Genomic DNA, 24,171 nt, shown 5'->3' with positions numbered 1-24,171 from the left:
TCAAGTGCCGCCCGCAGTCGGTTGCGATGCGCAGTTGCCAGCCGCTGTTTCGTTGGGTGCCGACCAAATGTCGGCGGGTCGGCGTGGGTGGGTTGGCGGGACTGTAGAAAACATGGATGTTTTCTACAAGCCCCCATGGACGGGTTTACGGCGCGTCCCGCCAACCCACCCGCGCCGGCCCGCTACCCGGAGCAGTGAAACGTTGTTGTTGTCGTTGATGTTGTTGTTGTTGTTGCTGTTGCTCGATCAACCAACATCGTGCCCGTCGAACAACCCCATCTGGCTCACCGGTTCGCGTTCGCGGAACCCGCCCAATCCCACCCCCACCAGCCGATAGCGCGTCTCCGCCGGCAGGTCCACGCGGGCGCGCAATGCAAGCGCGATATCGCGTAGCTCCTCCAGCGTTTCCGGCGGCGCTTCCGGCGTGAAACTGCGCGTGATGATCCGGAACTGCGACGTCTTCAACTTCAACACCACCGTATGCCCGACCCGATCGGTCTTGCGCGTCGCATTCCACGTCTTGCCCGCCAGCTCCAGGATCGCCGGCTCCAGCGCCTCCAGCGGCAGGTCCTCCGCAAACGTGTCTTCCGACGAAATCGACTGCACCGGCTGGTCCGGCTCCACCGGCCGCTCATCGATACCGCGCGCCCGCCGATACAGGCTTGCACCGAAACTGCCAAAGCGGCTCTCCAGCATCTCCAGCGGCAACGCGCGCAGATCGCCCACCGTCACTATCCCCAACGCCGCCAACTTGCCCTCCATCACCTTGCCCACGCCCGGCACCCGCTTCACCGGCAGCGGCGTAAGGAACTGATCAATGCGATGCGGCGGCACCACGAACTGACCATCCGGCTTGCGCCAATCCGAGGCAATCTTGGCCAGGAACTTGTTCGGCGCGATCCCCGCCGACGCCGTCAGCTGCGTTTCCTCGCGGATCTGCGCGCGGATCAGCGCCGCGATCTCGGTCGCCACCGTCATCCCGCCCTTGTGCACCGTCACGTCCAGGTATGCCTCGTCCAGCGACAGCGGCTCCACCAGGTCGGTATGCCGCAGGAAGATGTCCCGCACCTGGCGTGACACCGCCTTGTAACGGACGAAATCCGGCGGTACGAACACCGCATCCGGGCACAGCCGTTCGGCGCGTATTGCCGGCATCGCCGAACGGATCCCGAACACCCGGGCCTCGTACGACGCCGCGCACACCACCGAACGCGCCCCCTTCCACGCCACCACCACCGGCAGCCCGCGCAGCGACGGATTGTCGCGCTGCTCCACCGACGCGTAGAACGCGTCCATGTCGACGTGGATGATCTTGCGTTGTGCGGACACGGCGGTGGCTCAAGGGCTCAAGCGGCAGAAACAGATGAACAAGATTACAGCCACACGCATGAGTATGGTCTTTTCATAACAACGACATGCGTTTTTCAAGCTGAAAACACTACGCCTGCGTACGGTTAAAACGTTTGATTGAATGCAAATTACTCTGCACTCTTGGGTGCTTTCAACGGCAACAAACCGCCGCCTCCGGGCCGGCGACACCCGATGTCACCTTCTTCAGGATTGCGTTTTCCATGACTCGTCTCAACGCGTTCTCGCGCGAACAGCTGCTGGCCAGTGCCCGTGGCGAACTGTTCGGGCCGGGCAGCGGTCGCCTGCCCAACGATCCGATGCTGATGTTCGATCGCATCACCGACATCCGCGATGACGGCGGTCCACACGGCAAAGGCTACGTGCGCGCGGAACTGGATATCCGCCCCGACCTGTGGTTCTTCGGCTGCCATTTCATCGGCGACCCGGTGATGCCCGGCTGCCTGGGCCTGGATGCGATGTGGCAGCTCACCGGCTTCTACCTCACCTGGCTGGGCGCGCCGGGCCGTGGCCGCGCCCTGGGCTGCGGCGAAGTGAAGTTCACCGGCCAGGTGCTCCCAGAGGCCAAGCGTGTGACCTACGAAATCGACATCACCCGCGTCATCAACCGCAAGCTGGTCATGGCGCAGTCCGATGCCCGCATGCTGGTCGACGGCCGCGAAATCTATACCGCCAAAGACCTCCGCGTAGGTCTGTTCACTTCCACCGAGAACTTCTGATGCGTCGCGTCGTCATTACCGGAATGGGCATCACCTCGTGCCTGGGCAACGATCTGGACACGGTGTCCACCGCACTGCGTGAAGGCCGTGCCGGCATCCGCAATCTTCCCGACCACGCCGAAGCTGGCCTGCGCAGCCATGTCGGCGGCAACGTCGAGCTGGACCTGGATGCGCAGATCGACCGCAAGCTCAAGCGTTTCATGAGCGATGCCTCGGCCTATGCCTACATCGCCATGCGCGACGCCATCGCCGACGCCGGCCTGGACGAGGCGCAGGTGGTCAACCCGCGTACCGGCCTGATCGCCGGTTCCGGTGGCGGCTCCAGCCAGTGGCAGGTGGAATCGGCCGACATCCTGCGCGCGCGTGGCGTGCGCAAGGTCGGCCCGTACATGGTGCCGCGTACGATGTGCTCCACCGTGTCGGCCTGCCTGGCCACCGCGTTCCAGATCAAGGGCCTGAGCTACTCGCTGTCGGCCGCGTGCGCCACCTCGGCACACTGCATCGGTGCGGCCGCCGACCTGATCCGCCACGGCGCACAGGACGTGATGTTCGCCGGCGGCGGTGAAGACCTGCACTGGTCGATGAGCGTGATGTTCGACGCGATGGGCGCGCTGTCGACCCGTTTCAACGACACCCCCGCCACCGCATCGCGCCCGTACGACAAGGACCGCGACGGCTTCGTCATCGCCGGTGGCGGCGGCATGCTGGTGCTGGAAGATTACGACCACGCCGTGGCACGCGGTGCGCGCATCCATGCCGAACTGGTGGGCTACGGCGTCACCTCCGACGGTGCCGACATGGTCGCCCCGTCCGGTGAAGGCGCGGTGCGCTGCATGAACATGGCCATGCAGAACATCAGCGGCCCGATCGACTACCTCAACACGCATGGCACCTCGACCCCGCTGGGCGATGTCACCGAGCTGAAGGCGGTGCGCGAAGTATTCGGCGAATCGATTCCGCCGCTGTCCTCGACCAAAGCCCTCTCCGGCCATTCGCTGGGTGCGGCCAGCGTGCACGAAGCGATCTACTGCCTGCTGATGATGCGCGACGGCTTCATCGCCGGCTCGGCCAACATCGGCGAGCTGGACCCGGCGGTGGAAGGCTTCCCGATCGTGCGCGAAAGCCACGACAAGCAGTTGAACACGGTGATGTCCAACAGCTTTGGCTTCGGCGGCACCAACGCAGCGCTGGTGTTCGCGCGGGTCTGATCGCCCTTGGTGCAGGAATGAAGAAACCCGGCCCTGCGCCGGGTTTCTTCATGGGGTGGAATCGGTGCCGGACGCCCCGGTCGATGTCGGGGCATGCCTGCCGTGTAGGGTCGGTTCCCAAACGACCGCCGATATGGTCACCACGGGCGGCGAACGCATGACCGTTGAACGGAGAGCCGCCTTCGTTTCCGGGGCCATGCCCAAATGAACCCCGCACCGTTATCGGCAGTGGAATGCTCTTCCGCATCCTGCGGTCGCACCACTTGTGCATCCATGCACGGCGTCGATCGGGATGCGACCCTACCGGCGGGCTTCGCCTGTTGGTATTACCGTGGCAACAGCGGCAACAACAGCGCGTGCGCGTCGGTGAGCGAATCCACGATGCGGTGGCCCAGCGCGCGCAGCGCTTCGTCCGGGTGCACCAGGTCGGGGACCTGGATCGCGGTCATGCCCGCCCCCACCGCAGCACGGATGCCGGCCGGGGAGTCTTCCAGCGCCAGGCAGCGCGCCGGGGCCTTGCCCAGCTTCTGCGCCGCCAGCAGATAGATGTCCGGCGCGGGCTTCGGGTTGGCGACGTCGCTGCTGGTCACCACGTGATCGAAGTACGGCAGCAGCCCGGACGAGGCAAGCTTCCGCGAGGCGCGCGGCTGCCGGGTCGAGGTCGCCACCGCGCGCGGAACGCCATGCGCCTGCAGAAGCTGCAGTAGTTCCACGATGCCCGGCCGCAGCGGCAAGCCCTGCTGGGTGCGCGCTTCGTACAGGTCGTGGCAGCGCGCGTACAGCAGCGTGACCTGTTCGGCGCTGACGTGGCGCAGCAGCAGCTGTTCGCAGTCGCGGTCGCCCAGCCCCACCAGGCCCAGCCAGAAATCATCGGCGAACGGCAACTGCAGTTCCTGCGCGGCCTGCGACCAGCAGGCGATGGAGACCCGCTCGCTGTCGATCATCAGGCCATCCATGTCGAAGATGACCGCTTCAGGCAGGAACGGCAGCGCGGCAATCGCGGTCATGGCGCGGCGGTCAGGTGCCCGGTGAACAGCGTATCCAGATCTGCCGCATCCAGCATGCGCCACTCGCCTTCGGGAAGCTCGCCCAGCGACAACCCACCAATACGGCTGCGGTGCAGCGCCTGCACGTGGTTGCCCACCGCGGCGAACATGCGCCGGGCCTGGTGGTAACGGCCTTCATGCAGCACCAGTTCGGCCTCGCGCGGCGAACGCACCTGCAGTTCGGCCGGCAGCAGCGGCGTGTCGTCCGCTTCCAGCATCAGCGTGCCGCTGGCGAAGCGTGCCACCTCGTCACCACGCAGGTCTTCGGCCACGGTGACCTGGTAGGCCTTGTCCAGCCGCGACTTGGGCGACACGATCCGGTGCAGCAGCGCGCCGTCGTCGGTCATCAGCAGCAGGCCGCTGGTATCGCGGTCCAGCCGGCCCACCGACGACAGCAGCGGCGAACGCTCGCGGAAGCGCGGCGGCAGCAGGTCGTAAATCAGCCGTCCCTTGTCCTTGGTCGAACAGGTGTAGTCACGCGGCTTGTGCAGCATCAGGGTCAGGCCCTGCGGCGGATCCAGCGGCTCGCCTTCCACCCGGATCGCCGCGTGCGCCACCTGGTCGTCGGCATACAGCACCTCGCCGTCGGCGTCGGTGACCAGGCCCTCGCGGAACATCCCCTGCACCTGCTTGCGGCTGCCATAGCCCAGGTTGGCCAACAGCTTGACCAGCTTCATGGGCGACCTCCGCGGCCCCACTTCGGCTCGGTGCTCCTGGGCGCCCGGGCCGGCGTGGCGCTCCTGCTGGCCTTGGTCGCCTCGATCAGCTTGAAGCCGTCGCGCTCGGCGGCCACGCGCACCTGGCCGAAGCTTTCATTGAGGATCTGCTCGTACGGCAGGTGGCGGTTGGCCACCAGCCACATCCGCCCGCCCGGGCGCAGCGCCTGCGCGGCCACGGCGATGAAGCGTTGGCCGATGTCGGGGCGGTCGGCGCGCGACGGGGTGTGGAACGGCGGATTGGTGACGATGAAGTCGTACTGGCCCTCGATGCCGGCCGTGACGTCCTGCCAGTGGAAGCCCAGCTGGGCCGGCTTGCCCAGTGCCTCCAGGTTCACCCGCGCCAGCGCCAGCGCGCGGCCTTCGGCCTCGAACAGGTCCAACCCGGTCACCTGCGTGCAGCGCTGCAGCACTTCGCTGGACAGGTAGCCGAAGCCCGCGCCCAGGTCCGCGCCACGCCCGGCCAGGTCGGCCGGCAGCTGTTCCACCAGCAGCGCCGAAGCGGGGTCGATGCGGTCCCAGGCGAAGATGCCCGGGCGGCTCTGGAAGCGCCCACCGAGGATCGCGCGCGGCGCGTCCAGCGCGGCCCAGCGCTTGGCCAGCGCGGCGTCGTGCTGGCCCTCCAGCGGCGCGGTCCAGTACACCCGGCAGTGGTTCTTGGTCATCTTGCCGCCCAGCCCGGCCAGCTGCTGCAGGTCGCCCTCGCCGGAGCGCGCGCCTTCGTTGTTGTGCTGGCAGGCCACCACGATGCCACCCGGGGCGGTCAGCGCCAGGGCGCGGGCGAACAGCGCGCGGGCTTCTTCACGCTGGCGCGGCGGCAGGACCAGCACCACCGCGTAGCGGGTAGCGTCGTCGGCCAGCTGCTGCTCATCGCGCACCGTCCAACCGCTGGCTTCCAGCGCGTCGGCGAACGGGCGGAAGCTCTGCTCGCACACCAGCTGGCCGGGCTGGGCGCGCTCGCGCAGCGGCCAGCCATCGCGGGCGCGCAGGAACAGCACCGGCCCGGTCGGCCAGGCCAGCGCGCCGCCGAACGGCAGGAACAGGGTTTCCAGGGGGGCGTCGTGCTGGGCAGCCATGGGGGCACATCTTGAAAAGAGACCGCCATTCTACCGTTTCGGCCGTTCGCCCCCCTCCGGCGGCCGATTTGCGTTTATTCAACGCTGCCTTGATGCGATCGCAACATGCACTCGGTCAGGGTGAGGGTTCATTCGCAACGGAGGTAGCTCATGCGCGCATTGTTCGTCGGTGGCAAGGTCGACAACAGCGAAATGGATCTTGAGGGCGCACAGCCGCCGGTGCACTACCCCGAGGACACCGGTGGTGGACATTCCAGGTACCGGTTGCATCAGATCGGCAAGCAGGCCAATGGGGACATCGCCTATGCCGTTTACGGCGCGCCGGACATGGCCGATGACGAAGTCGCCCGGATCGCGGATGAGCGTGCCTACGCGCGCCGCTTCGAGGCGGAGCCGGAACTTTTCGTGCATTGAGGGGCGCGGTGCCGGGCCGCGCCCGGCACTGCACCGAAGGTCATTCGTGCGGGGGCAGCTCGCGCACTGCGCTGATCTGGTCCAGCCACAGCACGTGCTGCTGGGCCGGGGCATCCAGGTCGTCCAGGCGCAACTGGCCATTGCTGCCTTCGTTTTCTTTCGCATCCCGGTACTGCTGCACGGTGGGCTGGACCGCCACGGTGCCAAGCAGGCGGCTGCCGTCTTTCAGGGTGATCTCGACCTGGATCTGGCCTTTGAGCTGGGGCAGCAGGGCTTCGAGCGCGGCAATGTCGGCGGGGTGCGTAAGGATGTTGGGGGCGATGCGGGACATGCAGGTCTCCTGGAACGGTGATCCGTTACGTCAGCCACGCAGGGCGTGGCTCTACGACAAGCGGCGCGTAGTGCCACGCCCTGCGTGGCAAAACAGGTACAAGCCGCGGCAATGCACGCCCTGCGTGGCAATGGTCAATTCCGCGCGGCGAGCACGCTGCGTACCGCCGACACCAGCTGCGCGACCGAGTAGGGCTTGGCAACGTGTTCCTGGAAGCCCGACGCCAGCGCGCGCTTGCGGTCGTCGGCGCGCGCCAGCGCCGTGACCGCCACCACCGGCAACGCGTGTTCGTCCAAGCCGAACTCGCCGCGCAGCGTGCTCACCAGGCCATAGCCATCCATGCCCGGCATGCCGATGTCGGTGAGCAGCACATCCACCGCCTCATGGCCGCCGGCATCCAGCAGCGCCAGCGCTTCGCCGGCCGACGCCGCCGCCGTGACCTGCGCGCCCTGCTCTTCCAGCAGCCGGCGCAGGTATTCCAGCACGTCGGGCTGGTCCTCCACCGCCATCAGGCGCAGGCCCTTGAGCGGGAACGGTTCGATCAGCTGTTCGCGGATCGGGCCGCTGAACACTTCGCGCAGCGGCCGTCCATCGGCCTGCGGCTGGTAGCGCGGCAGCTGCACGGTAAACTGCGCGCCCTGGCCATGCCCTTCGCTGTTGGCACTGACCGTGCCACCGTGCAGTTCCACCAGTTGCTGCACGATCGCCAGGCCCAGGCCCAGGCCGCCATGGCGGCGCGTGGTGGTGCCATCGGCCTGGCGGAAGCGCCCGAACAGATGGCGCAGGAACTCCGGGGCGATGCCGTCGCCTGAATCGGCCACGGTCACCGTCCAGTGCGCACCGTCGGTGGCCAGGGTGACCATGACCGAGCCAGCGGCGGGGGTGAACTTGATGGCGTTGCTGAGCAGGTTCCACAGCACCTGCTGCAGGCGGGTGGCATCGCCCAGCACCAGCGCCGGTTCGTCGGGCATGACCAGCAGGGTGTCCAGCGCCTTGCCTTCGGCCACCAGCTCCTGGGCACGCATGGCCTCGGTGAGCTGGGCGCGCAGGTCCAGCACTTCCACTTCCAGCTGCACCTTGCCCAGCAGCATGCTGCTCAGGTCCAGCATGTCCGAGATCAGCCGCTTCTGCGCCATGGCGCTGTTGGCGATCACGCCCAGACCCTTGAACATCGGGCTGGTGTCGTCCACGCGCTGCAGCAGCAGCTCGCTCCAGCCCAGGATGGTGGTCAGCGGCGTGCGCAGCTCGTGCGACAGCGTGGCCAGGAATTCGTCCTTCAGCCGCGCCATGCTTTCAGCGGCGTTGCGCGCGGCGCGCTCGGACTGCAGCAGCTCTTCGCGCGCCATCTCGATTTCGCGGCGCTCGGTGACATCGCTGCTGCTGCCGGCCAGGCCGATGAAGCGGCCCATGCGCGAGAAGCGCGGCTGGGCATTCATTTCCAGCCAGCGCCACTGTCCGTCGGAACGCAATCCACGCACCAGCACCTGCATCGAGCGCTGTGCCTTCAAGGCGGCCTGCAGCTCGTAATCGAACACCGACACATCGTCAGGGTGGACCACGCCGCGCCAGACATCTTCCGGCACGCGCTGCTCGTCGCCCCCAAAGAATTCGGTGAACGCACTGTTGACGAAGCGCGCATGCCCGCGTTCGTCCAGCACCCAGACCGGCATGGGCAGGCCATCGGCCAGCGCACTGAAGCGCGCCTCGCTCTCGGCCAGTTCCACTTCGATCTGCTTGCGGTTGGTGATGTCGAAGAACAGCACCGCCACCCGCCGTTCGTGCGGCTGGCCTACCCGCATCGCTTCCACCGCATACCAGCGGCCCAGCGCGCGGGCTTCCAGCTCGAACTGTTGCGACCGCCCGGTCAACGCGATCTGGCCGTAGACCCGGTACCACTCCTGCTCGTGGGCCGGTTGCAGCTCGCTCATCAACCGCCCGGAGGCCTGCTCCATGCCCGTGTTGCGCTCGAAGGCGTCGTTGACTTCCAGGAACCGGTAATCCACGCCGACGCCATTTTCGACCATCACTTCGATGATGCAGAAGCCCGCGCTGAGACCTTCCAGCACGCTGCGGTGCAGGGAAGGGTCCGAGGCCGGGGCCGCATACGGGGCGCGTTCCAGGGTGGAGGCAGGCAGGCTGGGCAAGGGCGTCAAGAGGGGCAACTGGCGGAGCGGAGGAATACAGCATCTTCCAGACCGCGTATTCGTAGCGTCAAGCAGGTTGACCTGATTTGACGTAAGTGAATTCGCCCCCATTCGCGATCATGCGCATCGCGGCTGGCAATTGTTCCGGCCCGGGATCAGGATCACACTGCGGATGATCCACTTTCCGCAACCCCGACCGAGGCAACGCCATGAACCGCAAACCCTTGTTGGCTGGTGCTCTCAGCTGTCTGATGCTGCTGGTTGCCGGCTGCGCATCCGCCGGCCCGCGCACGGTCACCGCCCCCGACGCACCGCGCGCCCTCACCGGCGACAGCCCCGTGCAGGTCAGCTGGACCGACCCGGCCCAGTTCACTGAAATCCGCACCAACTCCAACCGGTTCGAGGCCCAAAGCGGCAACTGGGTGTACCAGTTGGCCGATTCGCTGCGTAAAAGCGCCGTCAAACGCCTGTCGCCGGGCCAGACGCTGGAGGTGCAGATCACCGACATCAAGCGCGCCGGGGATTTCGAGCCGCAGCATGGCCCGCGTACCAACGACATCCGGATCATGCGCGACCTTTATCCGCCGCGGATGACGCTGAACTTCACCCTGCGCGACGCCCATGGCGGCGTGGTCCAGCAGGGTACCGACGTGAAGCTGATCGACATGAACTACCTGCACAACGGCGGCCTGCGCAGCGACAGCGATCCGCTGCGTTACGAGAAGCGGATGCTGGACAACTGGCTGCGCAACCTGCTGCCCACTACCCGCCGCTGACCACCCGCGCCACGCGCTTGACCGCACACGGCAGCTGGTAGGCGCTCACGTTGCACAGTGGGGCCAGTACATCCAGGCGCGGGGCCTCGCCCCATAGCGTCACGGTGCTGCCCACCCCGGCCTGCGGCAGGTCGGTCAGGTCCACGGTAAGCATGTCCATGGAAACCCGGCCGATCAGGTGGCCGGGCTGGCCATCGATCTGCACCGGGGTGCCGTTCGGCGCGAACTGCGGGTAGCCGTCGGCATAGCCCAACGCCACCACACCCACGCGGGTGGGACGTTCGGCCACGAAGCGGGCGCCATAGCCGACCGGTTCACCGGCGGCGATCTCGCGGGTGGCGAAGATCTTCGACTGCATGGTCATCACCGGGCGCAGGCGCTCGGTGAACGCATTGTGCTTCTGCAGCGGGTTGGCCCCGTACAGCATCAAGCCTGGGCGCACCCAGTCGCTGCGCACATCGGGCCAGCCCAGCAGGGCCGGTGAATTGCACAGGCTGGTTTCGCCCGCCAGGCCGTCGATGGTGGCCGCGAACAGGGCGGCCTGTTCGTGCGTGCGCGGGCTGTCCAGTTCGTCGGCGCGGGCCATGTGGCTCATCAGCACCATCGGCGCCACCTGCGGCAGGGCCGACAGGCGCGCATGCGCGGCGCGGAATTCTGCCGGGGCCAGGCCCAGGCGGTGCATGCCGCTGTCCAGCTTCAGCCAGATATGCAGCGTGGCGCCGGTCTGGAAGGCCTCCACCGCCTCCACCTGCCAGGGCGCGGCCACCGCGAACCACAGGTTGTGCTGGACGATCAGCGGCAGCTCATCGGCATCGAAAAAACCCTCCAGCAGCAGGATCGGCGAGGCGATGCCGGCCGCGCGCAGCTCCAGCGCTTCTTCGATGCAGGCCACGCCGAACGCATCGGCTTCGCCATCCAGCGCGCGCGCGCAGGCCACCGCGCCGTGGCCGTAGGCATCGGCCTTTACCGCGGCCAGGGTCTTGCGACCGCCGCCCAGTTCACGGGCCAGGCGGAAGTTGGAGCGCAACGCGTCCAGGTCGATCAACGCGCGGGCTGGGCGCATGTTTTGGGTTCACTGTGTTGGACGGAAGCGGCGCGGTGGCCGCCATAACGGAAGATATCCAGGCCTTCGGTGCTGATCTGCGGCTGGCGCGCGCTCATCAGGTCGGCCAGGTAGCGGCCCGAGCCGCAGGCCATGGTCCACCCCAGCGTGCCGTGGCCGGTATTGAGGAACAGGTTGCGGTATGGGGTGGCGCCGATCACCGGCGTGCCATCCGGCGTGGCCGGGCGCAGCCCGGTCCAGAACTCGGCACGCGACAGGTCGCCGCCGTCCGGGTACAGGTCGCCCACCACCTTTTCCAGGGTGGCGCGGCGGCGCGGCGACAACGACAGGTCGAACCCGCCCACTTCGGCCATGCCACCCACGCGGATGCGGTCGTCGAAGCGGGTTACTGCCACCTTGTAGCTCTCGTCCAGGATGGTCGAGGTCGGCGCCATCGCCACGTTGGTGATCGGCAGGGTCAGCGAGTACCCCTTCAGCGGGTACACCGGCAGGCGCATGCCCAGGGGTGCCACCAGCGACGGCGAATAGCTGCCCAGCGCGACCACGTAGCGGTCTGCGGTTTCAACCTTGCCGTCGATGCGCACGCCGGTGATGCGGTCGCCGTCGGTTTCCAGCCCGGCGATATCCTGGTCGAAGCGGAACTCCACCCCGGCATCCATGGCCATCTGCGCCAGGCGGCGGGTGAACAGCTGGCAATCGCCGGTCTGGTCGCGCGGCAGCCACAGCGCGCCCACCAGCGTGTCGGCCACGCTGGCCAGCGCCGGTTCGTGGGCGATGATGCCGTCGCGGTCCAGCACTTCATAGGGCACGCCGTACTGCGCCAGCACTTCGATGTCCTGTGCCGATGCATCCAGCTGCTGCTGGGTGCGGAACAGCTGGGTGGTGCCCAGGTCGCGGCCTTCGAACTCGATGCCGGTCTGCACGCGCAGCTCGTTGAGGCAGTCGCGGCTGTATTCGGACATGCGCACCATGCGCGCCTTGTTGATGGCGTAGCGTTCGTGCGTGCAGTTGCGCAGCATCTGCGCCAGCCAGCGGTACTGGTTCACGTCCAGGCCGGGGCGGATCGCCAGCGGCGCGTGTTCCGAGAACAGCCACTTCATCGCCTTGAGCGGCACGCCCGGGGCAGCCCACGGCGAGGTATAGCCGAACGACAGCTGGCCGGCGTTGGCAAAGCTGGTTTCCAGCGCCGGGCCGGGCTGGCGGTCGACCACCGTGACTTCAAACCCGGCCTGCCGCAGGTACCAGGCACTGGTCGTGCCGATTACCCCACTGCCAAGGACTAGAACGCGCATGAGACCTCTCCAACCCGATCATTCCCTGCACTGGAGCGTGCCGGGACCATAATTGAGGAAGTATATTCCGGCCAAACCAATCAAATTTGCTGTTTTTGGCTCATCATGCAGGATATTGTCGCGCCAACGCCCCCGAGAAGCTGACACCATGGCTGCACGTCCCCGCGAGCTGGACAAGATCGACCGCAAGATCCTGCGCATCCTGCAGGACGAGGGGCGCATTTCCTTCACCGAACTGGGCGAGCGCGTGGGGCTGTCCACCACCCCGTGCACCGAGCGGGTGCGCCGGCTGGAACGCGATGGCGCCATTACCGGCTACTACGCCCGGCTCGACCCGCAGTACCTCAAGGCCAGCCTGCTGGTGTTCGTGGAAATCAGCCTGGCCTACAAATCCGGCGACATCTTCGAAGAGTTCCGCCGCGCGGCACTGAAGCTGCCGAACGTACTGGAATGCCACCTGGTGTCGGGGGATTTCGACTACCTGCTCAAGGCGCGCATCAGCGAAATGGCGTCCTACCGCAAGCTGCTCGGCAGCACCCTGCTGACCCTGCCGCACGTGCGCGAATCCAAGAGCTACATCGTGATGGAAGAGGTCAAGGAAACGCTGACCCTGCCGATTCCGGATTGACCCGCTCCCGATCGAGCCACCCGAACGCAAAGGGCGGCGCGCCTGCGCGCACCGCCCGTGTAGTTGCCGACCAGCGCATCAACGCTGCTGTTTCTGGTCCTGGTGGCGCTGGTCCTGCTGTTTGCCACCTTTCTGGTTCTGCTGATCCCATTGCTGCTGGTTCTGCTGGCCGGATTTCTGGTTCTGCTGGCCCTGCTGTTCCTGCGGCATCTTGCCGGGATTGCCCTTTTGCTGATTAGCCATGACTGCACCTTCTGAGCTTGGGGATGCGCGTTGTTGCGGCGCACGTAAAGACTCGGCCGGAAGCAGTTAATCGCGGGCGAAATTGCAGTGAGCTGCGGCGTTGACACGGATGACTGCGGGTAGTGGTTGTGAAACGTTCATGCATCAGGGCTTGATGCGTTGCCCATCGCCACTCGGCACGGCGTCGTAATAGCGACCCGTGCGCGTATCGAGCACGCGGTTCGGCCCTACCTGCTTCATGCCCGGAATGATCCGGCCATGGCGGTCGTAGACCTTCGGTGGCGCGGTGGTGGCCGGCGGCGCAGGCGGCACCACCTGCGCCGGGCCTTGGCTCTGGATCGGGTGGGTACGCAGCTGCTGCGTGGTCTGCGCTGGCGTTGTCACCGGCGCCATGCGGTTGTCTGCAGGGGCGGGACGCACCGGGGTGGAAGGTGGCGCCTGGATCGGCGCGGGGCGGGTCGCAGGCCGGGTGTCGGTGGGGCTGCGTGGCGCGGCGATCTGCGCTTCCGCGCCCAGCGGCACCAGCACCAGCAGCGACAGGGCAAGCCAGGAGAGGCGGTTCATGGCAGCGGACTCACGGCGGGAAACATGCGTTCACCCTGCGCCCGCAAGCGTGTCAGCACCATGAACGCCCACAGCGCTTGCCCCCGGCGGTGGCCGCCCCCATTTTCCTGCCATCCCCACGAGGACTGCCCATGACCGCTTTCGATCTCTCCCCGCCCAGCGACGCCCAGCGCGACGCCCTGGTTGCCGGGCTCAGCGCGGACGAGCGCCGCGTACTGCTCCAGCACGGCACCGAAGCGCCATTCTGTGGCGTGTTCCTGGACAACAAGCAGGACGGCGTCTATGGCTGCCGCCTGTGCGGCCTGCCGCTGTTCCGCTCCAGCACCAAATTCGACTCGGGCACCGGCTGGCCGAGCTTCTTCGCCCCGTTCGAGCCGGCCCATGTGCGTGAAATCCGTGATGCCAGTCATGGCATGGTGCGAACTGAAATCGTTTGCGCCCGCTGTGACAGTCATCTTGGTCACGTCTTCCCGGACGGCCCGGCGCCCACCTTCGAGCGGCACTGCCTGAATTCGGTCTCGCTGCAGTTCACCCCGAACGGCGAACCGTATCCGGACCCGCTGCAACGCGGAGGCGCCGAGGCTCAGCCGGCGGGTTGAGCCCGCGAACGCGTACCCACCGTTGGTGGGTACGAGAAGCCGGTAGGTACCCACCGTTGGTGGGTACGCTTCGCTGGCCAAAACTGTGACATCGAACAGGCGCTGCCCTTCAGAACCCCCGCGCCAGGCCGACATGGAGGTATCCCCCACGCCGCGTCCGCCCCATGCTCATCATTGTTGGCTTCCTGATCGTCATCCTCAGCGTGTTCGGCGGCTATGTCGGCGCGCACGGCAAGCTGGCAGCCCTGTGGCAGCCCTATGAGCTGGTCATCATCGGGGGGGCGGCGCTGGGTGCGTTCCTGGTCGGCACCCCGGTCAAGACCGTCAAGCAGACCCTGCAGGCCACCGTGGACGTGTTCAAGGGCCCGCGTTACAAGCAGCAGGACTATATCGATGTCCTGAGCCTGCTCTACGAACTGCTCAACAAGGCCCGCCGCGAAGGCTTCATGGCGCTGGAAGACCATGTCGAACGCCCGGCCGACAGCGCCATTTTCGCCAACTACCCCAAGGTGCAGGCCGACCAGCATCTGGTGGACTTCATCACCGATTGCCTGCGCCTGATGATCGGCAGCAACATCGAGCCGCACGAGCTGGAACCGCTGCTGGAAATGGAGCTGGAAAAGCACCACGCCGAGGCCATGCAGCCGTCGGCCGCGCTCAACAAGGTCTCCGACGGCCTGCCCGGCTTTGGCATCGTGGCCGCGGTGCTCGGCATCGTGATCACCATGGGGTCGATCGGCGGCGAAATCACCGAAGTAGGCACGCACGTGGCCGGCGCGCTGGTGGGTACCTTCCTGGGCATCCTGCTGGCCTATGGCTTCGTCGGCCCGCTGGCGGCGGCGGTGGAAGCGCGCGCCGAACAGGACAGCCGCATCTACGAATCGGTCAAGACCGCCCTGTTGGCGTGCCTGCGCGGCTACAACCCGAAGATCGCGCTGGAATTCGCCCGCAAGACCCTGCCGTCCAATGTGCGCCCGGGATTCAGCGAATTCGAACAGCACCTCAAGACGGTCAAGTAAGGCACCACCATGGCCGAGAACAAACCCACCGTCATCGTCCGCCGGGTCAGGAAGGGCCGCCATGCGACCCATCACGGTGGCGCCTGGAAGGTGGCCTATGCCGACTTCGTGACCGCCATGATGGCGTTCTTCCTGGTGCTGTGGCTGATGGCGGCCACCACCAAGCCCGAACGCGCGTCCATTTCCGAGTACTTCCGCAACCCCAGCCCGTTGACCGGCCAGAGCCCCACGCCCGCTCCGGGCATGGCCGGACCGGGCGGTGCCAGTACCTCGATGATCAAGCTGGGCGGTGCCACCGATATCTCGCGTGGCAACAGCAACGACCCGTTCCAGAACCACCAGGCCGAGCGCCCGGTGCCGCAGGAAGAGGAGCGAGAGCGCGAGAAGAAGCAGTTGGAAGCGCTCAAGCAGGAACTGGAAGAAGCGATCAGCCGGAGCCAGGCGCTGGAACCGTTCAAGGACCAGTTGCTGCTGGACCTGACCCCGGAAGGCCTGCGCATCCAGATCGTGGACAAGCAGAACCGCCCGATGTTCGACATGGGCAGCGCGGCGCTGAAGACCTACACGCGCGACATCCTTCGCGAGCTCTCGCAGTTCATCAACCACGTGCCGAACCGGATCAGCATCACCGGCCACACCGATACCACCGCCTACAACGCCACCCACGGCTACAGCAACTGGGAGCTCAGCGCGGACCGCGCCAACGCGGCCCGGCGTGCGCTGCTCGATGGCGGCATGGCCGATGAAAAGGTCACCCGCGTGGTCGGCCTGTCGTCCTCGGTGCTGTTCGACAAGACCCAGCCGGACAACCCGATCAACCGCCGCATCAGCATCGTGGTGATGACCAAGGCTGCCGAAGCCGCCGCGCTGGCAGGTTCAGGCCAGGAGGTGGCGCTCTCGCCGGCCGTCACCGATCCGGACGTGCGGGCTCAGATAGCGCCTGCGGTCGGCCCGCCGGTGCCCGTGCTGGCCCCGGCGGCCCCGGTGGAGGCATCCGCAGGTCCCTGACGCCGACAGGGTGCGCATTGGAAAGCACCGCGTGATCCGGCCAACGGCCGGGGCTACCCCTGGCATTCTCCCGAACGAAGCCCGTACCCAGGCCCAAGCGGCGCATCCGGTGGAGAGCCCCCGGTGTACGGGGGCGGCCGCGAAGCGGCGGGGGTGGGGAGGCACGATAAGAGGGGCTCGCGATCCGCGCAGCGGATCGTGGGGCGGCAGCGCGCATGCGATGACGCGTACCCGCCGGCCGTTGGCCGGCCCAGGCGGTGCGTCCGACGCCAGGGCTTACAATGTGCCTTTCCGTTCAACGAAAGATCCCCCGAATGTCCAAGCAGTCCAAAGCCAAGCGCGACAAGCGCAGGAAGCTCCAGCCCAAGCGCCCGATCAACCGCCTCAACGCCCAGCAGCCGGTCCAGAACCACGCCGTGCTGACCAACGAAGAAGGCCAGGTGGTCGCCGCCATCGGCCTGCAGGGCACCGAATGGCTGCTGGCCATCGGGGGCCAGACCATGGGCAACGCCGACAACCCGGTGCCGATGCTGGCCATGCTCAAGCACCTCGCCAACGTGCAGGAAAAGGAAGGCCGCAAGGTCACCCTGGAATACTCGACCCAGTTGCAGCAGCTGATTGACGATCTGGCCGCTGACGAAGGCAAGACCGCCGACGAGTACCTGGGCCAGCTGGTCTCCGAGTTCGAAGGCGTGGAAGGCGAAGACGGCGATGACGCTGAAAACGCCGCCGAAGACGCCCCGGCCGACGAACCGGCTGCCGGCGACGCCGACGCCACCCCGGCCGCCAGCGACGACAAGCCGCAGGCCTGAGCCACGGCCACCCGGTGACGGTCTATATCGACGATGCGGTACACCCCTGGCGCGGCGAGCGCTGGGCGCATCTGATGGCCGACACCCTGCCCGAGCTGCACGCCATGGCGGCGCAGCTCGGGATTCCGCGCCGGGCCTTCCAGAACCGCCGCAGCGGCGCCCACTACGACGTGCCTGCACCGTTGCGGCTGCAAGCGATCGCGCTGGGTGCGAAGGCGATTTCGCGGCACACCGACCGCGCGCTGGTGAAAGCGGTAATTGCGAATGCGAGAACGCAATACAGCGGGTAGCGCCGGCCGTTGGCCGGCCCAGGCGGTCTTCCCGAAGATCATGAGGGCCGGCCAACGGCCGGCGCTACCGGTGCGAACGGGGCCGAGCCGGGTTAAAACGGATCCGACCCCGGCCGCACTTCCACGCCCAGCAGCGAACACAGCGCCAGCATGGCGTCATCATCGCGCTGCAGCGCCATCCAGCCGGCCAGGCCGCCGTTGCCGGTGTCCACGCTCCACAGCGAGTAATTGTGCTCGCGCAGGCGGTCGTAGGCGGTGCCCATCAACCTTGGCGCGTCCATGTCGGCAGCGAAGTCCTCGTCGTCGAGGTCGCCGCCCCAGTCCAGCTGCAGGTTCCAGCGCGCGGACAGCTCGTTCACCGCAGAGACCAGCGAATCGGTATCGCCACGGTCCACTTCAAAGCCGGACTGCCAGGCAATGGCGGTCATCAGCGGCGGCAGCCAGTCGGCTTCCTCGTCGATCTCCTCGCCGTTCTCCAGCAGCGCCTCGCGCCAGCGGTTGAACTGCTGCAGGCCCAGTTCCTCGTCGCCCGGGTTGATCAGCACGAACAGGTTCCAGATCCGGGCCTCGAAGTCGTCTTCGTCGAAATCGCGTTCTTCTTCTTCGAAGTCGAAATAATCGCTGTTGTCGGGCATGGCCGGTATTCCTGGAGACAGGCAGGCATTCTGCCACGGGGGCCACACGGTTTATCCTGTGCGCCTGAAGACGGCCGTGGTGGCCGTCAGCATCCCGTGACCATGAGCGATACCCCTCCCGACCACCTGGCGATCAATCCGGCCAGCCCCTTCCATGATGCCGCTGCGCTGGAGCGCGGCGTGGGCATCCGTTTCAACGATGTCGAGCGCGACAACGTCGAGGAATACTCGGTCAGCGAAGGCTGGATCCGGGTGCAGGCCGGCAAGGCCCGCGACCGTCGCGGCAACCCGATGACCATCAAGGTCAAGGGCACCGTGGTGGCGTATTACCTGGATCAGAAGCCGGAATAATCGGTCAACCGACCAACGGTCGGTTGCTACCCGGGATTGACGGCTGCGCCGTCAATCCCTTTGCCGGGTTTCCAGCAGGTCCAGGTTGCGGATCAGCTTGCGCGAGATCTCATCGGAGATCCGCCCGCGCCGCGTCAGCCGGAACAATTCCTCGCGCTCGGCGGTCAAGCCGGCGCTGCGCAGCTGGCGGTAGCCCTGCTCCATGCGCTGCACTTTGTCCGGGTCTGCATCAGGGCCCTGCTCCTTCTCCAGGTTGCGCTGGTACAGCAGGCTCACCCGTGCCGCCGCGTCGTTGTACAACTGCACGTTCTCGGTGCTCTGGTGATCCACCAGCTCCTGCCGCTTGCGTTCCACCCCGGCCAGCGCGGCCTTGGCGGCCATGCGCCGGGCCAGGTCTTCTTCCTTGCGCTCGCCCGAATCGGCCGGCAGCTCCAGGCCCTTGAGCAGGCGTGGCAACGCCACGCTGGCGCCCACCAGCGACACCAGGATCACCGCGGCCGCCAGGAAGATCACCAGGTCGCGCGCGGGGAACGCACTGCCGTCCGGCAGGAACAACGGCAGGGTCAGCACGCCGGCCAGGGTGATCGCACCGCGCACGCCTGCCAGCGAGGTGGCCACCACGATCCGCCACGAGGTGCCCTGGCGCTCTTCGCCGCGATGCTTGGCCCGCAGCAGGCTCCAGCGCAGCGACAACCACACCCAGCCCAGCCGCAGCAGCACCAACGCCAGGTTGATCACCACCACGTACACCAGCAGCCACCAGGCATTGTGGTGCCCGCTTTCGCCCATGGTGGCGATGGCCCGCTCCACGATCCCCGGCAACTGTTCGCCCAGCAGCACGAACATGATGCCGTTGAAGGAGAACTGCAGCATGTTCCACACCGCCGTGCGCTGCACGCGCATGCTGCCCGAGACCCGGCCGGTGAGCTCGACGTAGCTCATGGTGATGCCGGCCGCAACGGCGGCCAGGATGCCCGAGGCATTGGCTTCTTCGGCCAGCAGGTAGGCGGCGAAGGGAATCAGCAGGTTGACCAGCAACGCGGCGCCCGGCTCTTCGCCGAAGCGCCGCCACAGCCACCGCTGGAACGTGGACACACCCAGGGTGACCGCCACGCCGATCGCCAGACCGGCCAGCGCCACCCACAGGAAGGTCAGCGAGGCGTTGGCCAGCGAGAACGTACCGGTCATCACCGCTGCCACCGCGAAGCGGAAGCAGACCAGGCCGGAGGCATCGTTCAACAGCGATTCGCCTTCCAGGATGTGCAGCAGGCGCTTGGGAATCGGCGCGCGCGAGGCGATCGAACTCACCGCCACCGGGTCGGTCGGCGAAATGATCGCCGCCAGCGCGAAGGCCACGGCCAGCGGCATCACGGGAATCATCCAGTGGATCAGCAGGCCGGCGCCGATCACGGTGATCACCACCAGCCCGAACGCCAGTTCGAGGATCACGCCCTTGTCGCGGAACAGGCCCTGCTTGGGAATGCGCCAGCCGTCCAGGAACAGCAGCGGCGGCAGGAACAGCAGGAAGAACATCTCCGGTTCCAGCGCGTGGCCGCGGTTGAATACGCCCGCAATCACCGCACCCAGGCCGATCTGCACCAGCGGCAGCGGCAGCGACAACGGCAGTACGCGGACCAGGTAGCCGCTGGCGACTACCGCCACCAGCATCGCCAGGACGACTTCAATCGTATGCATGCATTTTCCAGAGAGCCTGGAAAAAAATTACCACACCCACCCCGAACCGCGCCCTATTGCAGCGCCCTCATGCCGCCTCGCCGTCGAAGCGGTAGATATCCATCGCCAGCATGCCCGCATCGATACCGGCATCGATGCGCTGTGCGCCCAGCACGTCGCCGCCGGCCGCGCCGAGTGCGAAATGCAACGGCTGGAAGTGCTCGTCGGTGGGGTGCGCGCGTTCGGCATGCGGTGCCTGGCGGCGGTAATCGAGCAATGCGGCGCTGTCATTGGCCTGCAGGCGCTGCTCCACCCATTCGATGAAGGGGCGCACGTAGGGGGCTTCGCCGCCGCTCTGGTACTCGCGGAAGTCGTGCAGGTTATGGGTGATGCTGCCCGAGCCGACCAGCAGCACGCCCTGCTCGCGCAGCGGCGCCAGCGCACGACCCAGCGCGAACTGGTGGGCCGGCCCCTGCAGCGGCTGCAGCGCCAGCGGTACCACCGGAATGTCGGCCTGCGGGTAGAGCAGGCGCAGCGGCACCCACGCGCCGTGGTCGAGGCCACGGGTGGGGTCCACGGCGGTGGGCAGCCAGGCCGCGGCCAGCCGGTGCGCCACCTCCTCGGCCAGCGCCGGATCGCCCGGTGCCGGGTACTGCAGGTCGAACAGCGCCTGCGGAAAGCCACCGAAGTCGTGGATGGTCGGCGGCTGCGGGTGCGCGCCCACCACCGGCTGGCGGGTCAGCCAGTGCGCCGAGGCCATCACGATCGCGCGCGGGCGCGGCAGCTGCGCGGCCAGCTCGGCCAGGCGCACGCCCACCAAGCCGGGTTCAAGCGCGGTCATGGGGGAACCGTGGGAGATGTAGAGCGACGGAAGGCGGGTCATGGGGGAGCTCCGGGCGTGGAGGAAGTGATGTGCTGCCCTGTCAGCGTATTGACTCCAACCATGATGGTAAACATCCAAAATACGGTTGTTCGTTCCAAAAACGGAACGCCGTAGCACCAGGCTCTGCCCGGCTGCCTTTCCGCGAACGGTGACGCCAGCGGGGCAGAGCCCCGCTCTACGCCATTGTGGTTTCCAGGTGCCCTATCACCGCCACCAGCGGCGCCGGCCGGCCCAGCAGGAAGCCCTGCACCTGGTCGCAGCCGTGCGCGGCCAGCCACTCGTGCTGGCCCGGGGTTTCCACGCCTTCGGCGATCACCGTCAGGCCCATGCTGTGGCCCAGCGACAGCAGCGCCCGGCAGATCGAGGCGTTGCGCGGGTTGGTTTCCACATCGGCCACGAAGCTGCGGTCGATCTTCAGGATGTCCAGCGGCAGGTGCTGCAGGTAGGACATGTTCGAATAGCCCGTGCCGAAATCATCCAGCGAAATGCAGATGCCCTGCTCATGCATGCGCTGCATGGTCTGCTTGGCCTGGCCCGGTTTGCGCATCAGGCTGCTCTCGGTCAGCTCCACGTGCAGCGCTCCGCGCGCCAGCCCGAACTCCTGGCTGGCACGGCTGAATTCAGCCACCAGGTCGCTGTTGAAGAACTGCACGGCCGACACGTTCACCGCAATCGGCAGGTCCCACCCCGCATCCACCAGCTGCCGCTGTGCACGCGCCGCTTCGCGGATCACCCAGCGGCCCAGCGCCAGGATCAACCCGGTGTCTTCGCACAGCTGGATGAACTCGCCCGGCGGAATGAAGCTGCCATCGGCCTGCGGCCAGCGCAGCAACGCTTCCAGGGCGGCCGGGCTGCCATCGCTGGCATGGCGGATCGGCTGGAAATACAGCGCGAACTCAGCATCGATCGCACTGTGGATGCGCCCGGCCAGGCGCAGCCGGTCGGCCAGCCGCGAGCTCACCGCGCTGTCGAACCAGGCGATCACGCTGCCCTCGTCGCGCGCGGCATGTGCGGCCTGCGCGGCCATGCCGATCACCTGCTCGGCACGCACCACATCGCCGTCGAACTTCACGGCCACGCCAATGCGCGGTTCGAACTGGTGCAGCCAGTCCTGGCCGCGCACCGGTTCGGACACCGTCTGCACCAGCGTATCCAGCGCGGTCTGGCGCTCGTGGTCATCGCGGATGGCGAAGATGAAATCCTCGGCCGGCTGGAACGCCAGCAACCCATAGCGCACGCCCAGCCCGCCCAGCCGCTTGGCCATGGCCTGCAGCACCACGTCGCCCACTTCGCGGCCCAGCGTATCGGCCACCAGTTGCAGCCCGCGGAACTGCACGTAGGCGATGGTGTAGCTGCCGCCTTCCTCATCCAGCTGCGCGGCCAACGCACGCGTGTTGAGCAGCCCGGTCGCGGGGTTGTGGGTGGCGTGGTAGGCCAGGTCGCGCTCATAGGCCATGCGGTCGCTGATGTCTTCGGCCAGCACCAGGCAGGCCTCGTGCCCATCGAAATCCAGCCGCGCCAGGTGCGCGCGCACTTCGAACACGGTGCCGTCCTTGCGCCGGTGCAGGCGCACCGCGGCGTCCTGCAGGCCGCCGCTGGCCGCGTTGGCGATCGCACCGCGGACTTCCTCCCAGCCTTCGCGCGGGCGGATGTCCAGGATGCTCATCGCCAGGAATTCCTCACGGCTGTAGCCGTACTGGCGGATCGCCGCTTCGTTCACTTCCAGGAAGCGCAGCGTGTCCGGGTCGAACACCCAGAACGGCGCCGGGTTGCGGTCGAACAGCAGGCGGAACTGGCGCTCGGCCTGCTGCGCGCGCGCCAGTGCCTGGACCCGTTCGCTGACATCGGTGAGCGCACCGATCATGCGCCGCTCGCGGTCGCTGCCACCGACCTGCTGGCCACGCGCGGATACCCAGCGCATGGTGCCGCCCGGCAGCACGATCCGGAACATTTCATCCAGCACGCCATTGCCGGCGAAGGCATGGTCGAACGCCGCCTGCAGCCGCTGCGCATCCTCGCGGTGCACACGGTTGAAGAAGGCCGCCACCGGCAGGAAATCCAGGTGGATGCCGAAGATCTCCCGCGCCAGCGGCGACCAGCGCAGCACGGACGCGTCCTCATCCACCGTCCAGGTGCAGATCTTGCCGACCTGGTGGGCCATGCGCAGTTCGGCATGGCCGGTGCGCAGTTCCTCGCTCATCGCATCCTGGCGGCGGGTAGCGCGGCGCAGGCTGGTGTACACCAGCGCGAACGCGCCCCAATACAGCAGGAACAACCCGACCGAGGCCTGCACATACGGCCACCATGGCGCCAGCACATCCTGCCGCCCCAGCCCCGCATACACCGCCAGCGGGTACTCGGCGAGCGTGGTCAGCGTGGAGATGCGTTCCACCCTGTCGATCGGGCTGTACTCGATACCCAGCGGGGTCACCGCTTCGCGGCCCACCAGGTTGCGCTGCTGCAGCGCGAAGCGCTGCCCGGTCAGCCCTTCATTGTCCGGGCTGCGCGCCAGCACATGGCCGGTGACATCGCTGATGGAGACCACGCCGTGGTAGCCGGTATCCAGCCCGCTGATGACGGCCTGCAGTTCGCTGGTATGCAGCCGGCTGAGCAGCCAGCGGTCCTCACCCATGGGCAGCGCCAGTGGCAGCACCCAGCGGCGCATGCCCATGTCCTGCGGCGGGCCCAGGTAGAGCTGGCTGTCCTGGCCGCGATGCGGCTCCATCACCCACAGCGGCAGGGTCAGGTCGCCGCTGCCGCTGGTCAGGGCGCGGCCGAACGGGTCCACTACCACGATGCTTTCCAGCTCGGCATGCCGCTGCAGCACCCCGTCGATGGCTTCGTCCAGCAGGTCCGGCGCCTGCGCCGGCACGCGCTCGAACAGCTGTGCACCGTCGGTGGCGATGCCGCGCATGGCGCGTTCCAGGTTGCGCAGTTCCAATCGCAACAGGCGCTGCGAACCGGTGGCCAGCGCGGTGCTCTGCCGCTGGGCGGCCTCCTGCCGGCGTTGGTAGTCGTTCACCAGCATGGCCACCAGGCCCATGCCCAGCAGCAGGCCCAGGCCGAAACCCAGCCACACGATCGTCCGCAGCGGCCGCGCCATGGGCTGGCTCAGCGCGGGCATCACGACCCTGTACCCCGGTGACGGCCTGACTTCATGCAAACGCTTCCTGGTTTCCCCAAACCTGAGCGGCCGAGGTCGCAATTTCTTGACGTCCTTCCTGCCCGTTCCCCACAGGCAAGGCCGTGGCCCAGCGCCTTGACCCCAGCATGCACGAGCCTGCCGGGCGCGGGAAGGGGGGCGCCTCCCTG

General features: G+C 67.2%; 25 protein-coding genes. 11 read left to right on the top strand and 14 right to left on the bottom strand.

What is annotated here, in order from left to right:
• Positions 1 to 246 precede the first annotated feature (246 nt).
• A complete protein-coding gene (gene dinB / locus J7J08_RS10665) occupies positions 247 to 1,329 on the bottom strand; it encodes a DNA polymerase IV (protein ID WP_214905044.1) in 1,083 nt (360 codons plus the stop codon).
• Positions 1,330 to 1,571: 242 nt separating this feature from the next.
• On the opposite strand from dinB, the gene fabA reads away from it, so the two are divergent.
• The gene (gene fabA, locus J7J08_RS10660; RefSeq protein ID WP_214905042.1) at positions 1,572 to 2,087 is read left to right on the top strand and encodes a 3-hydroxyacyl-[acyl-carrier-protein] dehydratase FabA; all 516 of its coding nucleotides are present in this window, start codon (positions 1,572 to 1,574) and stop codon (positions 2,085 to 2,087) included.
• On the top strand, positions 2,087 to 3,295 hold the full coding sequence (gene fabB / locus J7J08_RS10655; protein WP_214905040.1) for a beta-ketoacyl-ACP synthase I: 1,209 nt from the start codon (positions 2,087 to 2,089) through the stop codon (positions 3,293 to 3,295). The genes fabA and fabB overlap by 1 nt, the downstream gene beginning before the upstream one ends.
• A gap of 326 nt (positions 3,296 to 3,621) precedes the next feature.
• Here the strand turns inward: fabB and J7J08_RS10650 are convergent, their stop codons facing one another.
• From J7J08_RS10650 to J7J08_RS10640, 3 genes are read right to left on the bottom strand one after another with little or no spacing between them, the layout of a single operon-like run.
• On the bottom strand, positions 3,622 to 4,302 hold the full coding sequence (locus J7J08_RS10650) for an HAD family phosphatase (RefSeq protein WP_214905038.1): 681 nt from the start codon (positions 4,300 to 4,302) through the stop codon (positions 3,622 to 3,624).
• Entirely contained in the window at positions 4,299 to 5,018 is a 720-nt protein-coding gene (locus J7J08_RS10645; RefSeq protein WP_214905035.1) for a pseudouridine synthase, read from the bottom strand. Before J7J08_RS10645 ends, J7J08_RS10650 begins: the two co-directional genes overlap by 4 nt.
• Positions 5,015 to 6,133, bottom strand: coding sequence for a class I SAM-dependent methyltransferase (locus J7J08_RS10640; RefSeq protein WP_214905032.1), 1,119 nt, complete (start codon positions 6,131 to 6,133; stop codon positions 5,015 to 5,017). Before J7J08_RS10640 ends, J7J08_RS10645 begins: the two co-directional genes overlap by 4 nt.
• 150 nt (positions 6,134 to 6,283) lie before the next feature.
• Here J7J08_RS10640 and J7J08_RS10635 point away from each other — a divergent pair, with 150 nt between their 5' ends.
• On the top strand, positions 6,284 to 6,547 hold the full coding sequence (locus tag J7J08_RS10635; protein WP_214905029.1) for a hypothetical protein: 264 nt from the start codon (positions 6,284 to 6,286) through the stop codon (positions 6,545 to 6,547).
• 40 nt (positions 6,548 to 6,587) lie between these two features.
• Here J7J08_RS10635 and J7J08_RS10630 read toward each other — a convergent pair whose 3' ends face one another.
• Positions 6,588 to 6,878 carry a DUF3247 family protein gene (locus J7J08_RS10630; protein ID WP_214905026.1) on the bottom strand — a complete coding sequence of 97 codons (291 nt, stop codon included), beginning with the start codon at positions 6,876 to 6,878 and terminating at the stop codon, positions 6,588 to 6,590.
• Between the two features lie 134 nt (positions 6,879 to 7,012).
• Positions 7,013 to 8,998, bottom strand: a complete 1,986-nt coding sequence (locus J7J08_RS10625) for an ATP-binding protein (protein WP_251006584.1) — start codon at positions 8,996 to 8,998, stop codon at positions 7,013 to 7,015.
• Between the two features lie 233 nt (positions 8,999 to 9,231).
• On the opposite strand from J7J08_RS10625, the gene J7J08_RS10620 reads away from it, so the two are divergent.
• Positions 9,232 to 9,798 carry a DUF3016 domain-containing protein gene (locus J7J08_RS10620; protein ID WP_214905020.1) on the top strand — a complete coding sequence of 189 codons (567 nt, stop codon included), beginning with the start codon at positions 9,232 to 9,234 and terminating at the stop codon, positions 9,796 to 9,798.
• Here J7J08_RS10620 and alr read toward each other — a convergent pair.
• Positions 9,785 to 10,861 carry an alanine racemase gene (gene alr, locus J7J08_RS10615; RefSeq protein ID WP_214905017.1) on the bottom strand — a complete coding sequence of 359 codons (1,077 nt, stop codon included), beginning with the start codon at positions 10,859 to 10,861 and terminating at the stop codon, positions 9,785 to 9,787. The genes J7J08_RS10620 and alr overlap by 14 nt on opposite strands.
• On the bottom strand, positions 10,840 to 12,153 hold the full coding sequence (locus tag J7J08_RS10610) for a D-amino acid dehydrogenase (protein WP_214905014.1): 1,314 nt from the start codon (positions 12,151 to 12,153) through the stop codon (positions 10,840 to 10,842). The genes alr and J7J08_RS10610 overlap by 22 nt, the downstream gene beginning before the upstream one ends.
• 148 nt (positions 12,154 to 12,301) lie before the next feature.
• Here J7J08_RS10610 and J7J08_RS10605 point away from each other — a divergent pair, with 148 nt between their 5' ends.
• Positions 12,302 to 12,781, top strand: coding sequence for an Lrp/AsnC ligand binding domain-containing protein (locus J7J08_RS10605; protein WP_145481399.1), 480 nt, complete (start codon positions 12,302 to 12,304; stop codon positions 12,779 to 12,781).
• Positions 12,782 to 12,859: 78 nt separating this feature from the next.
• On the opposite strand, the gene J7J08_RS10600 is transcribed toward J7J08_RS10605, so the two are convergent.
• On the bottom strand, positions 12,860 to 13,024 hold the full coding sequence (locus J7J08_RS10600; protein WP_068848964.1) for a lana protein: 165 nt from the start codon (positions 13,022 to 13,024) through the stop codon (positions 12,860 to 12,862).
• A gap of 144 nt (positions 13,025 to 13,168) precedes the next feature.
• The gene (locus tag J7J08_RS10595; RefSeq protein WP_214905012.1) at positions 13,169 to 13,588 is read right to left on the bottom strand and encodes a classical arabinogalactan protein 4; all 420 of its coding nucleotides are present in this window, start codon (positions 13,586 to 13,588) and stop codon (positions 13,169 to 13,171) included.
• A gap of 131 nt (positions 13,589 to 13,719) precedes the next feature.
• On the opposite strand from J7J08_RS10595, the gene msrB reads away from it, so the two are divergent.
• From msrB to J7J08_RS10570, 5 genes are all read left to right on the top strand, one after another.
• Entirely contained in the window at positions 13,720 to 14,187 is a 468-nt protein-coding gene (gene msrB, locus J7J08_RS10590; protein WP_214905010.1) for a peptide-methionine (R)-S-oxide reductase MsrB, read from the top strand.
• A 164-nt stretch (positions 14,188 to 14,351) separates the two neighbouring features.
• Positions 14,352 to 15,206 (top strand): flagellar motor stator protein MotA, encoded by an 855-nt coding sequence (gene motA / locus J7J08_RS10585; RefSeq protein WP_214905008.1) that lies wholly within the window; start codon positions 14,352 to 14,354, stop codon positions 15,204 to 15,206.
• A 9-nt stretch (positions 15,207 to 15,215) separates the two neighbouring features.
• Complete coding sequence (gene motB / locus J7J08_RS10580) at positions 15,216 to 16,214, top strand: flagellar motor protein MotB (RefSeq protein WP_214905006.1); 999 nt, start codon at positions 15,216 to 15,218, stop codon at positions 16,212 to 16,214.
• A 314-nt stretch (positions 16,215 to 16,528) separates the two neighbouring features.
• Positions 16,529 to 17,026 (top strand): hypothetical protein, encoded by a 498-nt coding sequence (locus tag J7J08_RS10575; RefSeq protein ID WP_214905004.1) that lies wholly within the window; start codon positions 16,529 to 16,531, stop codon positions 17,024 to 17,026.
• A 14-nt stretch (positions 17,027 to 17,040) separates the two neighbouring features.
• On the top strand, positions 17,041 to 17,316 hold the full coding sequence (locus J7J08_RS10570) for a DUF4031 domain-containing protein (RefSeq protein ID WP_214905001.1): 276 nt from the start codon (positions 17,041 to 17,043) through the stop codon (positions 17,314 to 17,316).
• Positions 17,317 to 17,408: 92 nt separating this feature from the next.
• Here the strand turns inward: J7J08_RS10570 and J7J08_RS10565 are convergent, their stop codons facing one another.
• Positions 17,409 to 17,951 carry a hypothetical protein gene (locus J7J08_RS10565; RefSeq protein WP_214904997.1) on the bottom strand — a complete coding sequence of 181 codons (543 nt, stop codon included), beginning with the start codon at positions 17,949 to 17,951 and terminating at the stop codon, positions 17,409 to 17,411.
• Positions 17,952 to 18,053: 102 nt separating this feature from the next.
• Between J7J08_RS10565 and J7J08_RS10560 the strand changes: the two genes are divergently transcribed.
• Positions 18,054 to 18,302 (top strand): DUF3297 family protein, encoded by a 249-nt coding sequence (locus tag J7J08_RS10560; RefSeq protein WP_214904994.1) that lies wholly within the window; start codon positions 18,054 to 18,056, stop codon positions 18,300 to 18,302.
• A gap of 51 nt (positions 18,303 to 18,353) precedes the next feature.
• Here the strand turns inward: J7J08_RS10560 and J7J08_RS10555 are convergent, their stop codons facing one another.
• From J7J08_RS10555 to J7J08_RS10545, 3 genes are all read right to left on the bottom strand, one after another.
• Entirely contained in the window at positions 18,354 to 19,997 is a 1,644-nt protein-coding gene (locus tag J7J08_RS10555; protein ID WP_214904990.1) for a Na+/H+ antiporter, read from the bottom strand.
• A 67-nt stretch (positions 19,998 to 20,064) separates the two neighbouring features.
• Positions 20,065 to 20,859, bottom strand: coding sequence for a class III extradiol ring-cleavage dioxygenase (locus J7J08_RS10550; protein WP_214904988.1), 795 nt, complete (start codon positions 20,857 to 20,859; stop codon positions 20,065 to 20,067).
• Positions 20,860 to 21,034: 175 nt separating this feature from the next.
• Entirely contained in the window at positions 21,035 to 23,983 is a 2,949-nt protein-coding gene (locus J7J08_RS10545) for an EAL domain-containing protein (RefSeq protein ID WP_214905414.1), read from the bottom strand.
• Between the last annotated feature and the right edge of the window lie 188 nt (positions 23,984 to 24,171).

This window comes from Stenotrophomonas sp. ISL-67, assembly GCF_018612915.1.
Lineage (GTDB): Bacteria > Pseudomonadota > Gammaproteobacteria > Xanthomonadales > Xanthomonadaceae > Stenotrophomonas.
This window is presented reverse-complemented; position numbering and strand designations above follow the sequence as displayed.

What these genes read in the sequence shown, in the direction of transcription:
- J7J08_RS10645 (WP_214905035.1), bottom strand. Translation starts at nt 5,018, where the DNA reads ATGAAGCTGGTCAAGCTGTTGGCCAACCTGGGCTATGGCAGCCGCAAG.
- J7J08_RS10605 (WP_145481399.1), top strand. Translation starts at nt 12,302, where the DNA reads ATGGCTGCACGTCCCCGCGAGCTGGACAAGATCGACCGCAAGATCCTG.
- J7J08_RS10555 (WP_214904990.1), bottom strand. Translation starts at nt 19,997, where the DNA reads ATGCATACGATTGAAGTCGTCCTGGCGATGCTGGTGGCGGTAGTCGCC.
- J7J08_RS10560 (WP_214904994.1), top strand. Translation starts at nt 18,054, where the DNA reads ATGAGCGATACCCCTCCCGACCACCTGGCGATCAATCCGGCCAGCCCC.
- J7J08_RS10550 (WP_214904988.1), bottom strand. Translation starts at nt 20,859, where the DNA reads ATGACCCGCCTTCCGTCGCTCTACATCTCCCACGGTTCCCCCATGACC.
- J7J08_RS10610 (WP_214905014.1), bottom strand. Translation starts at nt 12,153, where the DNA reads ATGCGCGTTCTAGTCCTTGGCAGTGGGGTAATCGGCACGACCAGTGCC.
- J7J08_RS10630 (WP_214905026.1), bottom strand. Translation starts at nt 6,878, where the DNA reads ATGTCCCGCATCGCCCCCAACATCCTTACGCACCCCGCCGACATTGCC.
- J7J08_RS10650 (WP_214905038.1), bottom strand. Translation starts at nt 4,302, where the DNA reads ATGACCGCGATTGCCGCGCTGCCGTTCCTGCCTGAAGCGGTCATCTTC.
- J7J08_RS10620 (WP_214905020.1), top strand. Translation starts at nt 9,232, where the DNA reads ATGAACCGCAAACCCTTGTTGGCTGGTGCTCTCAGCTGTCTGATGCTG.
- J7J08_RS10640 (WP_214905032.1), bottom strand. Translation starts at nt 6,133, where the DNA reads ATGGCTGCCCAGCACGACGCCCCCCTGGAAACCCTGTTCCTGCCGTTC.
- fabB (WP_214905040.1), top strand. Translation starts at nt 2,087, where the DNA reads ATGCGTCGCGTCGTCATTACCGGAATGGGCATCACCTCGTGCCTGGGC.
- motB (WP_214905006.1), top strand. Translation starts at nt 15,216, where the DNA reads ATGGCCGAGAACAAACCCACCGTCATCGTCCGCCGGGTCAGGAAGGGC.
- J7J08_RS10595 (WP_214905012.1), bottom strand. Translation starts at nt 13,588, where the DNA reads ATGAACCGCCTCTCCTGGCTTGCCCTGTCGCTGCTGGTGCTGGTGCCG.
- J7J08_RS10600 (WP_068848964.1), bottom strand. Translation starts at nt 13,024, where the DNA reads ATGGCTAATCAGCAAAAGGGCAATCCCGGCAAGATGCCGCAGGAACAG.
- motA (WP_214905008.1), top strand. Translation starts at nt 14,352, where the DNA reads ATGCTCATCATTGTTGGCTTCCTGATCGTCATCCTCAGCGTGTTCGGC.
- J7J08_RS10635 (WP_214905029.1), top strand. Translation starts at nt 6,284, where the DNA reads ATGCGCGCATTGTTCGTCGGTGGCAAGGTCGACAACAGCGAAATGGAT.
- J7J08_RS10575 (WP_214905004.1), top strand. Translation starts at nt 16,529, where the DNA reads ATGTCCAAGCAGTCCAAAGCCAAGCGCGACAAGCGCAGGAAGCTCCAG.
- J7J08_RS10545 (WP_214905414.1), bottom strand. Translation starts at nt 23,983, where the DNA reads ATGCCCGCGCTGAGCCAGCCCATGGCGCGGCCGCTGCGGACGATCGTG.
- alr (WP_214905017.1), bottom strand. Translation starts at nt 10,861, where the DNA reads ATGCGCCCAGCCCGCGCGTTGATCGACCTGGACGCGTTGCGCTCCAAC.
- fabA (WP_214905042.1), top strand. Translation starts at nt 1,572, where the DNA reads ATGACTCGTCTCAACGCGTTCTCGCGCGAACAGCTGCTGGCCAGTGCC.
- msrB (WP_214905010.1), top strand. Translation starts at nt 13,720, where the DNA reads ATGACCGCTTTCGATCTCTCCCCGCCCAGCGACGCCCAGCGCGACGCC.
- J7J08_RS10565 (WP_214904997.1), bottom strand. Translation starts at nt 17,951, where the DNA reads ATGCCCGACAACAGCGATTATTTCGACTTCGAAGAAGAAGAACGCGAT.